Consider the following 12,067-nt stretch of genomic DNA (forward strand, 5'->3'; position numbering starts at 1 on the left):
ATGAATATCAATAAAGAACGCTAAGGTTACGCAGCGCCTGTGTCAGACGCAGGCAGAAACACAGGCAGCCTGTTGCGGGTGCAGGCAGGCTGCCTGTTCGGGACGAAGGCCAGTGTCCAGTCAAGCCGCAGTGCATAGGCACGGCGGCTTAATGGTGGGTGGTGGCGGAGTGGGAGGTAGAGGAGTCGCTGTTGCTGGAAACCGCAACCGCTGCGGCAACCGCTGCGCCGATGGCGGCGATGGTGCCTACGCTCAGGCCGGCAATGCCGGCAGTGGTGCCGGCGGCGCCAGCGGCTGCCGCGGAGGTGGTGCCGGCGGCGCTGCTGCCCGCGGCCGAGGTCGCTGCGGCTTCCTCTGCGGCAAACACCGGAGCAGAGAGCAGGCCAGCCAAGGCAAGAATAAAGACTTTCTTCAACATGATAGTGTGCCCTTGTGTATTTGTGCTTCGAAGTTAATCTAAGTGCAACATTTAAAACAGGAAAACTATCAACTTCATAAAATCAATACTACTTGCCATCAGCATAGTGCAAGACTGTAAGTCTGCAAAGTGACAACTGGGGATTTGTCAACGCGACGGGAATGAGTGTGCCATTAATGTCGCAGCCAGCAGTCGCTGCGCGAGCGATGCGCTTCCAGCACGGTTTGGAAGACTTTGGGATCCTTGGTGTAGGTCATCTCGCCCGCCGTCGGGAAATGCAGATCCTGCAACCGCGACACCCAGAAGCGCAGCGCGGCGGCGCGCAGCATCAGCGGCCAGGCTTTTTTCTCTTCCGCGGTGAGTTCGCGTTCCGACTGATAACCGGAGAGCAGCGCGGCGGCGCGCTCGTCGTCTATGCCGTGGTCCGCCTTGCGGGCCCAGTCGTTGACCGCGATGGCCAGGTCGTAGAGCAGCACGTCGTTGCAGGCGTAGTAAAAGTCGATGAAGCCGGCGATGCGGTCGCCGTCCAGCAGCACATTGTCGCGGAATAGATCCGCGTGGATCACGCCGGAGGGCAGGTGATCAAAGCGGTGGCTGTCCTGGAGTTGCACCTCTTCGCGCAGCAAGGCGGCGGCGTCTTCGTCCATGCGGGGGTAGACCTGGCGCGCGGTTTCGCTCCACCAGCGCGGACCCCGCGGATTGGCCATTTTGCCGGGGAAGGTGGCGCCGGCGATATGCATTTGCGCCAGCATTTCTCCTACGGCGCGACATTGCGCCGGGGTGGGCTGCGCGACGTCGGCGCCGTCCAGGCAACTGACCAGGCAGGCCGGCTTGCCGGCCAGCATCGAGGCGAACTGGTCGGTGTTGTCGGCCACCGGCGCCGGGCAGGCCACGCCGTGGCGCGCCAGGTGGCTCATCAGCGTCAGGTAATAAGGCAGTTCCTGCAGCTTCAGCGCTTCGAACAGCGTCAGCACATAGCGGCCGTGCGTGGTGGTGAGGAAGTAATTGGTATTGGTGATGCCGGAGGCAATGCCCTTCAAGTCCAGCAACTGGCCCAAGGTGTAGCGCTTGAGCCATTCCTGCATCTGGTCATGGCTGACCGTGGTGTAAACCGACATAGTGGCCCTCTCAGAACCGGATCAGCACCCAGCGCGGGATGATGATGCGGTTGGCGGGGTCGATCTGCTTCATGGTGCCGGAGCCGTTGTCGTCCATCAGGTAATAGGGCACGCCGTGCGACGGCGTCACCTTGACCATATAGAGGTGGCCGTTGAGCCGGTATTCTTCGATCTTCTCCTCGCCCTTCTGGATGATGCGCACCTCCGGTTCCGCGGTGGCGGCGTTTTGTTCGCTGATCGTCGGCGGCGGCGGCACCGGGGTCTTGGCGGGAGGGGGCGTATCGGCCCAGGCGGCTGTCAATGGCAGCAGGGCGAGGGCGGCGAGCAGGCGGCGCATGGCGTGGTCCTTGATTGTCATCAGTTTTAAAGGTGCAGCAGTTGTTCGCGCTCTTCCGGCAGCGCTTCAAAACCGCGGGTTTCGTAATGTTTGAAGATAGTTTCGACGATTTGCCGCGGATCGTCGATCAGTTGGATCAGATTCATGTCTTCGGGATTGATCATGCCTTCGCTGATCAGCCTGTCCTTGACCCAGTCCAGCAGGCCCTCCCAGAACTCGCGGCAGCACAGGATGATGGGGATCTTGCGGCTCTTGCCGGTCTGTATCAGCGTCAGGGCCTCGAACATTTCGTCCAGGGTGCCGAAGCCGCCCGGCATCACCACGTAGGCGATAGCGTGTTTGACGAACATGACCTTGCGGCTGAAGAAGTGGTTGAACTTGATGCTCAGGTCTTGGTATTCATTGGGTTTTTGTTCGTGCGGCAGCACGATATTCAGCGCCACCGACGGGCTTCTGCCGTAGAATGCCCCTTTATTGGCGGCCTCCATGATGCCGGGGCCGCCCCCGGAAACAACGGAGAAGCCGGAGTCCGACAGCAGACGCGCGACTTCTTCGGTCAATTTGTAATACTTGTGGTCGCGCGGCGTGCGCGCGCTGCCAAAGATGCTCACCGCCGGCATGATGCCTTGCAAGGCTTCCGCCGAATCGACAAACTCCGACATGATCTTCATCACATGCCAGGCTTCGCGGGAACGGAAACGCTGCATCATCGCGTGACGATCGCTGGTTTGCGGTAATTTATCGGACAAGCTCATATTCTGCCTCTTTTTATGAAAACACTGTTATTGATCGACGGCTCTTCTTATTTGTACCGCGCCTTTCACGCGATGCCCGATTTGCGTTCTCCGGATGGCCGCCCGGTGGGGGCTGTCTATGGCATGGTGAACATGCTCAGGCGGCTGGAGAAGGAAGTGCAGTTCGATTATAGCGCCTGCGTTTTCGACGCCAAAGGCAAGACATTTCGCGACGACCTTTACCCCGAGTACAAGGCCAATCGCCCGTCGATGCCGGAGGAACTCGCCTCCCAGATTACGGCGGTCCATGAGGTGGTGCAAGCCTCGGGCTGGCCGATGCTGGTGGTGCCGGGCGTGGAGGCTGACGATGTGATCGGCACGCTGGCGCGCGCCGGCGCGGCCGCCGGCATGCGGGTGGTCATCTCCACCGGCGACAAGGATATGGCGCAGTTGGTGGACGGACAGGTGTCCATCGTCAACACCATGACCAATGAAACCTTCGACCGCGACGGGGTCAAGGACAAGTTCGGCGTGCCGCCGGAATTGATCGTCGACTATCTGACCCTGATCGGCGACAAGGTGGACAATGTGCCGGGCGTGGACAAGTGCGGGCCCAAGACCGCGGTCAAGTGGCTGGAGCAGTACGGCAGCCTGGACGCCGTCATCGCCCAGGCGGCGGAAGTGGGCGGCAAGGTGGGCGAGAACCTGCGCGCGGCGCTGGATTGGCTGCCCAAGGGCCGCGAGCTGATCACCATCAAGTGCGACGTGGATCTGAACGCGGACATGCCCTATGGCCTGGACAGTTTGCAGCACGGCCTTAAGGACAAGCCGCGTCTGGCCGAGCTGTATCAGGGTTTGGGCTTCCGCACCTTTTACCGCGAGGTGACCGAGGGCGAGGAGATGCCGGCGGTGGCGCAGACCGCGGCCGGAGCCCAGGGCGACGATCTGTTCGCCATCGAGGCCGCGCAGGACAGCCCGGCCTTGCCGGAAACGGCGGCGGAGCGGCGCTATGAAACCATTCTGGAGGCCGCGCAGCTGGACGCCTGGCTGGCCAAGCTGGCCGCGGCGGACGTGGTGTCGCTGGACACGGAAACCACCAGCCTGGACCAGATGCAGGCGCGCATCATCGGCGTCAGCTTCTCAGTGCGCTCCGGCGAAGCCGCCTATCTGCCGTTGGGCCATCATTACGCCGGCGCGCCCGAGCAGTTGGACCTGGAGCGTAGCCTGGCCAAACTCAAGCCTTGGCTGGAAGACGCCGGCAAGAAAAAGTGCGGCCAGAACCTGAAGTACGACCGCCATGTGTTCGCCAACCACGGCATCCGCTTGGCCGGCGTGGTCGATGACTCGCTGTTGGCGTCCTATGTGGTGGAAAGCCATGAACGCCACAATATGGACGATCTGGCGCGCCGCCATCTGGGCGAATCCACGGTCAGCTACGAGGAGATCTGCGGCAAGGGCGCCAAGCAGATCGGCTTCGGCGAGGTGGACATCGACACCGCCGCCAATTACGCGGCGGAGGACGCCGACATCACGCTGCGCTTGAATCAATATTTCTCCGGCCTGCTGAACGGCCGCTTGCGCGAGGTCTACCGGGATATCGAGCTGCCGGTGGCCGAGGTGCTGTTCGCGATGGAGCGCCATGGGGTGCTGATAGACCGCGAACGTCTGGCGACGCAGAGCCATCAGTTGGGCACCGAAATGCTGAAGCTGGAAAACCAGGCTTACGATCTGGCCCGCCAGCCTTTCAATCTGAATTCGCCCAAGCAGTTGCAGGAAATCCTGTTCGGCAAGCTGGGCATTCCCACCAAGGGCGTGAAGAAGACCCCGTCCGGCGGCTACTCCACCGATGAATCGGTGCTGGAGACGCTGGCGCTGGAGCACCCGCTGCCCAAATGCATTCTGGCGTACCGCGGCCTGGCCAAGCTCAAGTCCACCTACACCGACAAATTGCCGCAGCTGATCAACGCGGCCACCGGCCGCGTGCATACTAATTACGCGCAGGCGGTGGCGATCACCGGGCGCTTGGCCAGCTCGGATCCCAATCTGCAGAACATTCCGGTGCGCACCTCGGAAGGGCGTCGCGTGCGCGAGGCCTTCATCGCGCCGCCGGGGCATGTGATCGTCAGCGCTGATTATTCGCAGATTGAGCTGCGCATCATGGCGCATCTGTCCGACGACGCCGGCATGCTGCGGGCCTTCGCCAGCGGCGAGGACATCCATCGCGCCACCGCCGCCGAGGTGTTCGGCGTCGAGCTGTCCCAGGTCAGCGCCGATCAGCGCCGCGCCGCCAAGGCGATCAACTTCGGCCTGATCTACGGCATGAGCGCCTTCGGTCTGGCCGCGCAGCTGGACATCGAGCGCAGCGCCGCCCAGCAATACATCGACCGTTATTTCATGCGCTACCCGGGCGTGGCCGAGTATATGCAGACCACGCGCGAGACCGCGCGCGAGCAAGGCTATGTCGAAACCGTGTTCGGCCGTCGCCTGTATCTGCCGGAAATCAAGTTGTCCAATCCGGCGCGCCGCGCCGGCGCCGAGCGCGCGGCGATCAACGCGCCGATGCAGGGCACGGCGGCGGATCTGATCAAGCTGGCGATGATTGCGACGCAGGACTGGCTGCAGGGCGAGGGCCTGGGCAGCAAGCTGATCATGCAGGTGCATGACGAACTGGTGCTGGAAGTGCCGGACGCCGAGCTGGAGTTGGTCAAACGCCGCTTGCCCGAGATTATGGCCGGCGTGGCCAAGCTCAAGGTGCCCTTGCTGGCGGAAGTGGGCGCGGGGGAAAGCTGGGAAAGCGCGCACTGAGCCAGCTTTGCGTCGCCATCTGAAAGCCAGCCGCTCAGGCTGGCTTTTTTCATGCCTGTGTCGTTTTCCTGGTCCTGGTCTAAATGCTTGGCCAGACGGGCGTCGGCGGGAACAAGATCGGTTCCGTCCGCCTCGCTTTGCTTAATATATTAGCCAGGTGCCCAATGAGACGGGGAGCCTGCGATGCGAACTCAGACCGGTTTCACCCTGATTGAGGCCATGACGGTTCTGGCGATCATGCTGCTCTGTCTGGCGATCGCCGCGCCGGGACTGGGCCGTTTATTGTCGACGCAGCAATTGCGCAGCCATGCCCAGGCAATGGCTAATCTATTGCACTTCGCCCGCAGCGAGGCGCTGAGGAGCAAGCGGCCGGTATACGTGTGCGCGGCCAATCTGAAGCGCAATCTGCAATTGCAAGGCTGCGCCAAGCAGCGGCAGGTGTGGGACCGCGGCGCGTTGGTGTATGCGGATAAAGGGGGCGGCGCCCAGGCCGGCTACGACAGCCAGGAGCGTTTACATCTGCTGGTGTTCGCCGTGGGCAAGGTCAGGATGCGCGCGGAACGGGATCAGCTGCAATTCATGCCGAACGGGCGGCTGGCGCGCGGCCAGAGCGCGCGCCTGTTGCTGGAAAGCCCGCGCGCCGGCGTGTGCTTGACGCTGACGGTCAGCGCTCATGGCCGGGCGGAAGTCGGCAGGGCGGATCATGACTGCCCGGCCTGAGCCCGCCGTGCGCGGTGGCGCCTTGCTGGAAACCATGCTGGCCTTGTTCTTGGTCATGGTGTCGATGCTGGCGCTGTCCTCGGTGCAATTGCGCGCTCTGCTGCATGGCCGCGACGCCTTGCTGCGGGCGGAGGCGATCGCGGCGGCGCTCGAACTGGGGGAGGCGGCGCTGCTGTGGCCGGAGACGGCGGCGGAGCAAGCGTCGGCGCAAGCTCTGGCGGATTGGGCGCGTTTGCGGCAGCGGCTGGAAGGCTTGGAAGGGGCGATTGAGGCGAGCTCATGCCACGGCGCGCTGGACGCGATGACGGCGCTTTGCGAACAGCAGGGCGCCGTTGCCTATGTGAGGCTGACTTGGACCGGCTTGCCGGCCGGAGATGGCTCCGGCCGTTTTGAGCGCCGTTACGCGCTGGCCTTGGACGAGCCTTGACCGTGGCGGCCCGCACGCGCGTCCAGGGCTTCTCCCTGGTGGAAATGATGGTGGCGACGAGCATGGGGCTGCTGGTGTTGGCGCTGGCCTTGCAGGGGGCGTTGACGATGCAGGGCAGCTTGCGCGTGTTGGAGAACGGTTTGCGTCAACATCAGGATGGACAGTTCGTGCTGGCGCAATTGGCGGAAAGCTGGCGCAAGCATGGACGTTTCGCTTGCGCGAAGGCAATGGAGTCGCCGGGGCGAGGGTTCGAGGCGCCGGAAGGCATGCGCTTTCGCTACGGGGTTGGCGCGGCGGCGGCCTTGCTGGCGGAGGACGCGACGCGGATCACGCTGAGTTGGCAAGGCGAGGCGGATTGGGAAGAGGCGGCGCTGGCCAGTTGTTCCAGCCTGAGGCTGTTGAAGCGGGGCGAGCCGGGGCTGGAATGGCGACGGGAGGCCGGCGCGCATGTGCTGACCTGGCCGGGGGCGGCGAGGGCCGGGCTCTTGAGCGGCGTGGACATCGCCTCCTTGGAGGTCTTGGCCATCGCCTCGCAGCGTTACGTTCTGCGTCGCGAGGGTGACGATGGCGACGCGCTGTGGTTGGAGGAAAGCCTGCCCGGCAGGGCGGCGGAGCCGCCGCAATTGCTGGCGACGGGCGTGGCGGCGTTGAGGCAGCGCCTTGGCGTTCGCAGCGGGTGTCGACCATTGGCGCTGGCCTGGAGGGAGGGGCCGGAGCAATTGGCCGCGGAGGATTGGAAGCGGCTGTCGCGGGTGGAACTGGCGCTTGAGTTGCAAGCGGGCGGCCGCCGGCGGAGCTGGACCACGGTGGTGGCGCTGACGCCGGCCCTGCCGTGCGCGCTGGAGCCGGGCGGATGAGGGCCCGGCGGCGCGGAGCGGTGTTGTGGCTGATTCTGCCGCTGCTCAGTCTGCTGACGGTGTTGGCCATGGGCAGCGCGCGCTCGGTGGCGGTGGAGCAGCGCGCCACGCGCAATCTGGCGGAGGAGCGCGCATTGAGGCTGGCGGCCTTGCAGGCGTTGCGGGCGGCGGAACGGCGGACCTTAGATTTGAACCTCCGTTTCGAGGACGCTCTGACGAGCGAAGCCGGCATTCCCTGGCAAGGAGACGCCCGCGGCCTGGGCTGGTTCATGCCGGATTGCCTGTCCGCCGTCGCCGGCGTCGGATACGGCTTGTGCGCGACCGAGCCCGATGTATGGAGGCGCAGCGTCCAGATCAACGGGGCGAGATGGCCGCTCTTGCATCCTTGCGGCCCCAGCCGCGGCTTGGAGGCGACGCCCGGCCGTCCGCCGGCGTCCTGCTTGCCGGCGCGGCCGCGCGCAGGGCAGCGCTGGAGTTCGCCGCGTTATGTGCTGGAATTGCTCAATCCGGCGTTCCGGATCGCCGGCGTAGACGGCCGTTTGTATCGAGTCAGCGTGAGGGTCTGGGGAGAGAGCGAACGCGACATGCTGACCGTGCAGAGTTGGTTCTGGGCCGGGGCGGGCGCGCAGGCCGGCCGCGGAGGGCGTTTGAATTGGCGTTTGCCGGAGGAGGCGCAATGAGGACGCAAGCGGGCATGAGTTTGCTGGAATTGCTGATGGCGATGGCGGTGGCGGCCATTCTGGCCGCGATGGCCTGGCCGGCCTATCAGCAGCAGATATTGCGCGGGCAGTTGGCGGAGGCGCGCGCGGCGCTATTGGAGAATCTGCATTTCATCCAGCGCTGGCATCTCGAAAACCGCTCGGGATCCACAGCATGGCCGCCTCTGCCGCGATCCGCCACCCGCGATTTCGACATTCGGCTGGGCAGCGTCAGCCTAGGCTCGGACAGCGCCGGACAAGCCAGTTTCCGTCTGCTGGCCAAGCCCAGGGCTGGCCACCGTTTAGCCGGCCGCTTGCAGCTGAGCCTGGATCAGGACGGCAATCTGGCGCAATGCGGGCCGGAGGAGTCCGGCCCGCAGTCGTGCCGGGCCTGGGGAGATTAAGCGCCGTCGGCCGTTGCCGGCAGCTGGATCTTGCGGCAGCCTTGCGCCAGCACGCGGCCGCCGCGAGTGGTCAGGCGCGCTTGCTCGTCCAGCAGCGACCAGATCAGTTGTTGGCTGACGTAACGCTCGCCTTGGGCGACCTTGGCCGGCGTCAGCCGGTAGCGGTGATGGTTCCAGTTCAGCTGGATGGCGGCGCCGCTTTGCTGCTGCGGATACTCCACCACCACCATTTTGCTGCCGTTGCAGCGGTATTTGACGGTTTGCATGGCCGTGTCGGCGGAGGCCGACGCGGCGCAGGACGCGCTCAGCAGCGTTGCGCAGAGCAACGCTGGTTTCCATGCCTTCATGCTCCCTCCTTTTCCCTCCATGGGGCGACTTTCAGCAACAACACCATGCCGGGCAGCGCCAGCGCGGTGCACAACAGGAAAAAACTGGTCCAGCCTATGGCGTCGATGATGTAGCCGGTGGAGGCGTTGGCCAGGGTGCGCGGCACCGCCGCCAGACTGGTGAACAAGGCGAACTGGGTGGCGGTGTAGGCCGGGTGGGTGCTCTTGGCGATGAAGGCGACGAAGGCCGCGGTGCCAAGACCCACGCCCAGCGCCTCGAAGCCGATGACCACGGCCAGCATGCTCAGTTCATGCGCGCCGATGGAGGCGAAGCGGCCGTAGCTGGCCAGCCAGGCGAAGCCCAGGATGGACAGCACCTGCACCACGCCGAAGGCCCACAGCGCCCGGTTGATGCCCAGCTTGATCATCCACAGGCCGCCGAGCAGGCCGCCTATCACCGCCGGCCACAGCGCCGCGTGCTTGGCCACCAGGCCGATCTGGGATTTGGCGTAACCCATGTCCATGTAGAAGGGGGTGGCCAGCGAGGTGGCCATGCTGTCGCCCAGCTTGTACAGGAAGATGAAGCCCAGAATCCAGGCCGCGCCCTGCCAGCCCTGGCGGGTGATGAATTCATGGAAGGGTTCGACCACGGCTTCGCGCAGGGTCTTGGGCGCTTGGCCGGCGAGCTTGGGCTCGCTGACTCGCAGCGTCATCAGCAGGCCGGGGATCATGAACAGCGCGGTGATCAGGAAGACCTGATCCCAGGAGATGTGATCGGCCAGGATCAGCGACAGCGAACCTGGAACCAGGCCGGCCAAGCGGTAGGCGTTGATGTGCACGGTATTGCCGAGGCCCAGTTCGTTGTCGCTGAGGATCTCGCGGCGATAGGCGTCGAGCACGATGTCCTGGCTGGCGGAGAAGAAGGCCACGCCCACCGCCAGCGCGGCGATGCTCCAGATGTGCTGGGCCGGGTTGAACAGGCCGAAGCCGGCCATGGTGACGATCAGCGCCAGCTGGGTCAGCAGCATCCAGCCGCGACGGCGGCCCAGCAGCGGAGGCACGTAGCGGTCCATCAAGGGGGACCACAGGAATTTCCAGGTATAGGGCAGGCCGATCAGCGCGAACAGACCGATGGCCTTGAGGTCGACGCCTTCGCTGCGCAGCCAGGCGGGAAGCAGATTGATCAGGGTGTACAGCGGAAGACCGGAGGCGAAACCGGTGAAGACGCAGATCAGCATCGTGCGCGAAAAGACGTCGCGCCGCCAGTCTATGGTTGTGTTGCTCATGGGCAGGCCAGTTTCTACGGATCGCGCGGCGAGACGAGCCCGCCGCTTGTTGTTATTGGCGCGCCACCCGGTAGAAGGCCAGGCTGCCGCGCAGATTGGGCATGAAAGTCACCCGTTTGACCCCGTTCATCACCACGCGTTCCACCACGCGCAGCCGATTCTTGGTGCACAGCGCTTCGAAGTCGCCGAGCATGCACCAGTGAATGTTGGGCGTATCGTACCACTGGTAGGGAATGGTGTCGGAGACCGGCATGTGGCCTTGCAGGATCTGCCAGCGGTTTTCCCAGTAGCCGAAGTTGGGAAACGTGACGATGGCTTCGCGGCCGACGCGCAGCATCTCGTTCAGGATCTGCTCGGTCTCGCGCATCGCCTGTATGGTTTGCGACAGCACCACGTGGTCGAAGGCGTCGCTGTCGAATTCGGCCAGGCCGGTTTCCAGATCGCCTTGCAGCGCGTTGACGCCGGCGTTTACGCATTTGACGACATTGCCGACATCCAGGTCCACGCCGTAGCCGACCACCTGTTTGTTGCGGCCCAGCCAGGACAGCAGCGCGCCGTCGCCGCAGCCCAGATCCAGCACGCGGCTGTCGGGCGCGATCCAGTCGGCGATCAGGCGCAGGTCGGCGCGCAATGGCGCCGTGGTTTGCGGAGCGTTCATGCTTGCACCTCCCGCGCCACGCGGTCGAGGTAGGCGCGCATCAATTGGACATAGGGCTCGTCAGTCATCAAGAAGGCGTCGTGGCCGTGGACGGATTCGATCTCGGCGTAGGACACAGGCCGGTTGGCGGCCACCAGCGCCTTGACGGTTTCGCGCGAGCGCTCCGGGGAGAAGCGCCAGTCGCTGGTGAAGCTGGCCACCAGAAAGCGGGCGCTGGCCTTTTTCAGCGCGGCGACGAGATCGCCGCCGAAGTCCTTGGCCGGATCGAAGTAGTCCAGCGCCTTGGTCATCAGCAGATAGGTGTTGGCGTCGAAGGCATCGGAGAACTTGTCGCCCTGATAGCGCAGATAGGATTCGATCTCGAACTCCACGTCGTAGCCGAAGCGGTACTCGCCGGAGCGCAGCATGCGGCCGAATTTCTCGCCCATGCCGTCGTCGGACAGATAGGTGATGTGGCCGAGCATGCGCGCGAGCCGCAGGCCGCGCCGCGGCAGCGCGTCGTGGGCGTAGAAATCGCCGCCGTGGAATTCGGGATCGGTGAGGATGGCCTGGCGCGCCACATCGTTGAAGGCGATGTTCTGCGCCGACAATTTGGGCGCGGAGGCGATCAGCAACGCGTGGGCGATGCGCTCCGGGTAGTCGATGCTCCACTGCATGGCCTGCATGCCGCCCAGGCTGCCGCCTATCACCGCCGCCCAGCGTTCCACGCCCAGCCGGTCCGCCAGCCGCGCCTGGCTGGTGACCCAGTCTGACACGGTGACGACGGGAAAGCCGGAACCCCAGGGCCGGCCGGTGGCCGGATTGACGCTGGACGGGCCGGTGCTGCCGTGGCAGCCGCCCAGATTGTTGACGCCCACCACGAAGAAGCGGCGGGTGTCTATGGGCTTGCCGGGGCCCACCATATTGTCCCACCAGCCGGCGGCCTTGTCGTCCGCCTGGTGCCGGCCGGCCACGTGATGATGGCCGGACAAAGCGTGACAGATCAGGATGGCGTTGCTTTTGGCGGCGTTGAGTTCGCCGTAGGTTTCGAAGCGCAGCTGATAGCCGGGCAGGACGGCGCCGCTGTTCAGCGGCAAGGGGGTATCGAACACAGCGGTTTGGGCCGTGACGATGCCGACGGAGTCGTGGAGCTCGGACATGGTGACTTGAGTGCCTCTTTTGCTATTTTCGGCATGCGCGGCGAGCCGGAGCCGGCTGCGCGCATGCTGTCGCTCCGCCGGCGGCCGGTCTATGCCGGCCATTCTCTGTCGCGGAGCCTCCTGTAGGCTACAGCCAGGAC

Annotated in this window: 14 protein-coding genes; 6 read left to right on the forward strand and 8 right to left on the reverse strand. The window is 64.6% G+C overall.

All coding sequences use genetic code 11. The features are described 5' to 3' along the window. Positions 1 to 148: 148 nt before the first annotated feature. The 4 genes from NK214_RS08125 to NK214_RS08140 all read right to left on the reverse strand — a co-directional run bounded on the left by NK214_RS08125 (position 149) and on the right by NK214_RS08140 (position 2,628). A complete protein-coding gene (locus NK214_RS08125; RefSeq protein WP_019101144.1) occupies positions 149 to 418 on the reverse strand; it encodes a hypothetical protein in 270 nt (89 codons plus the stop codon). A gap of 173 nt (positions 419 to 591) precedes the next feature. Next, the gene (thrB, locus tag NK214_RS08130) at positions 592 to 1,536 is read right to left on the reverse strand and encodes a homoserine kinase (protein ID WP_107800758.1); all 945 of its coding nucleotides are present in this window, start codon (positions 1,534 to 1,536) and stop codon (positions 592 to 594) included. Positions 1,537 to 1,546: 10 nt separating this feature from the next. Then, positions 1,547 to 1,894: a DUF2782 domain-containing protein gene (locus NK214_RS08135; RefSeq protein WP_253314188.1), complete on the reverse strand. Its 348-nt coding sequence runs from the start codon at positions 1,892 to 1,894 to the stop codon at positions 1,547 to 1,549. A 5-nt stretch (positions 1,895 to 1,899) separates the two neighbouring features. Beyond that, a complete protein-coding gene (locus NK214_RS08140; protein WP_048413174.1) occupies positions 1,900 to 2,628 on the reverse strand; it encodes a TIGR00730 family Rossman fold protein in 729 nt (242 codons plus the stop codon). 15 nt (positions 2,629 to 2,643) lie between these two features. On the opposite strand from NK214_RS08140, the gene polA reads away from it, so the two are divergent. The 6 genes from polA to NK214_RS08170 all read left to right on the forward strand — a co-directional run bounded on the left by polA (position 2,644) and on the right by NK214_RS08170 (position 8,518). Further along, on the forward strand, positions 2,644 to 5,412 hold the full coding sequence (polA, locus tag NK214_RS08145; RefSeq protein ID WP_253314189.1) for a DNA polymerase I: 2,769 nt from the start codon (positions 2,644 to 2,646) through the stop codon (positions 5,410 to 5,412). A gap of 183 nt (positions 5,413 to 5,595) precedes the next feature. Then, positions 5,596 to 6,132 (forward strand): GspH/FimT family pseudopilin, encoded by a 537-nt coding sequence (locus tag NK214_RS08150; RefSeq protein ID WP_253314190.1) that lies wholly within the window; start codon positions 5,596 to 5,598, stop codon positions 6,130 to 6,132. Next, on the forward strand, positions 6,116 to 6,559 hold the full coding sequence (locus NK214_RS08155) for a hypothetical protein (protein ID WP_253314191.1): 444 nt from the start codon (positions 6,116 to 6,118) through the stop codon (positions 6,557 to 6,559). Before NK214_RS08150 ends, NK214_RS08155 begins: the two co-directional genes overlap by 17 nt. A gap of 2 nt (positions 6,560 to 6,561) precedes the next feature. After that, positions 6,562 to 7,416 carry a prepilin-type N-terminal cleavage/methylation domain-containing protein gene (locus NK214_RS08160; RefSeq protein ID WP_253314192.1) on the forward strand — a complete coding sequence of 285 codons (855 nt, stop codon included), beginning with the start codon at positions 6,562 to 6,564 and terminating at the stop codon, positions 7,414 to 7,416. Beyond that, a complete protein-coding gene (locus tag NK214_RS08165) occupies positions 7,413 to 8,096 on the forward strand; it encodes a hypothetical protein (RefSeq protein ID WP_253314193.1) in 684 nt (227 codons plus the stop codon). Before NK214_RS08160 ends, NK214_RS08165 begins: the two co-directional genes overlap by 4 nt. Beyond that, entirely contained in the window at positions 8,093 to 8,518 is a 426-nt protein-coding gene (locus NK214_RS08170) for a type IV pilin protein (protein WP_253314194.1), read from the forward strand. The genes NK214_RS08165 and NK214_RS08170 overlap by 4 nt, the downstream gene beginning before the upstream one ends. Here the strand turns inward: NK214_RS08170 and NK214_RS08175 are convergent. The 4 genes from NK214_RS08175 to NK214_RS08190 are packed head-to-tail and all read right to left on the reverse strand — an operon-like array spanning position 8,515 to position 11,927. Next, entirely contained in the window at positions 8,515 to 8,865 is a 351-nt protein-coding gene (locus NK214_RS08175) for an MliC family protein (protein ID WP_253314195.1), read from the reverse strand. The genes NK214_RS08170 and NK214_RS08175 overlap by 4 nt on opposite strands. After that, positions 8,862 to 10,130 carry an AmpG family muropeptide MFS transporter gene (locus NK214_RS08180; protein ID WP_235086164.1) on the reverse strand — a complete coding sequence of 423 codons (1,269 nt, stop codon included), beginning with the start codon at positions 10,128 to 10,130 and terminating at the stop codon, positions 8,862 to 8,864. Before NK214_RS08180 ends, NK214_RS08175 begins: the two co-directional genes overlap by 4 nt. Before the next feature lie 52 nt (positions 10,131 to 10,182). After that, positions 10,183 to 10,788 carry a methionine biosynthesis protein MetW gene (gene metW, locus NK214_RS08185; protein ID WP_253314196.1) on the reverse strand — a complete coding sequence of 202 codons (606 nt, stop codon included), beginning with the start codon at positions 10,786 to 10,788 and terminating at the stop codon, positions 10,183 to 10,185. Next, entirely contained in the window at positions 10,785 to 11,927 is a 1,143-nt protein-coding gene (locus tag NK214_RS08190; protein WP_253314197.1) for a homoserine O-acetyltransferase, read from the reverse strand. The genes metW and NK214_RS08190 overlap by 4 nt, the downstream gene beginning before the upstream one ends. Positions 11,928 to 12,067 lie beyond the last annotated feature (140 nt).

The organism is Chromobacterium sp. S0633 (assembly GCF_024158805.1).
Taxonomy (GTDB): Bacteria; Pseudomonadota; Gammaproteobacteria; order Burkholderiales; family Chromobacteriaceae; genus Chromobacterium.

What these genes read in the sequence shown, in the direction of transcription:
- NK214_RS08125 (WP_019101144.1), bottom strand. Translation starts at nt 418, where the DNA reads ATGTTGAAGAAAGTCTTTATTCTTGCCTTGGCTGGCCTGCTCTCTGCT.
- thrB (WP_107800758.1), bottom strand. Translation starts at nt 1,536, where the DNA reads ATGTCGGTTTACACCACGGTCAGCCATGACCAGATGCAGGAATGGCTC.
- NK214_RS08135 (WP_253314188.1), bottom strand. Translation starts at nt 1,894, where the DNA reads ATGACAATCAAGGACCACGCCATGCGCCGCCTGCTCGCCGCCCTCGCC.
- NK214_RS08140 (WP_048413174.1), bottom strand. Translation starts at nt 2,628, where the DNA reads ATGAGCTTGTCCGATAAATTACCGCAAACCAGCGATCGTCACGCGATG.
- polA (WP_253314189.1), top strand. Translation starts at nt 2,644, where the DNA reads ATGAAAACACTGTTATTGATCGACGGCTCTTCTTATTTGTACCGCGCC.
- NK214_RS08150 (WP_253314190.1), top strand. Translation starts at nt 5,596, where the DNA reads ATGCGAACTCAGACCGGTTTCACCCTGATTGAGGCCATGACGGTTCTG.
- NK214_RS08155 (WP_253314191.1), top strand. Translation starts at nt 6,116, where the DNA reads ATGACTGCCCGGCCTGAGCCCGCCGTGCGCGGTGGCGCCTTGCTGGAA.
- NK214_RS08165 (WP_253314193.1), top strand. Translation starts at nt 7,413, where the DNA reads ATGAGGGCCCGGCGGCGCGGAGCGGTGTTGTGGCTGATTCTGCCGCTG.
- NK214_RS08170 (WP_253314194.1), top strand. Translation starts at nt 8,093, where the DNA reads ATGAGGACGCAAGCGGGCATGAGTTTGCTGGAATTGCTGATGGCGATG.
- NK214_RS08175 (WP_253314195.1), bottom strand. Translation starts at nt 8,865, where the DNA reads ATGAAGGCATGGAAACCAGCGTTGCTCTGCGCAACGCTGCTGAGCGCG.
- NK214_RS08180 (WP_235086164.1), bottom strand. Translation starts at nt 10,130, where the DNA reads ATGAGCAACACAACCATAGACTGGCGGCGCGACGTCTTTTCGCGCACG.
- metW (WP_253314196.1), bottom strand. Translation starts at nt 10,788, where the DNA reads ATGAACGCTCCGCAAACCACGGCGCCATTGCGCGCCGACCTGCGCCTG.
- NK214_RS08190 (WP_253314197.1), bottom strand. Translation starts at nt 11,927, where the DNA reads ATGTCCGAGCTCCACGACTCCGTCGGCATCGTCACGGCCCAAACCGCT.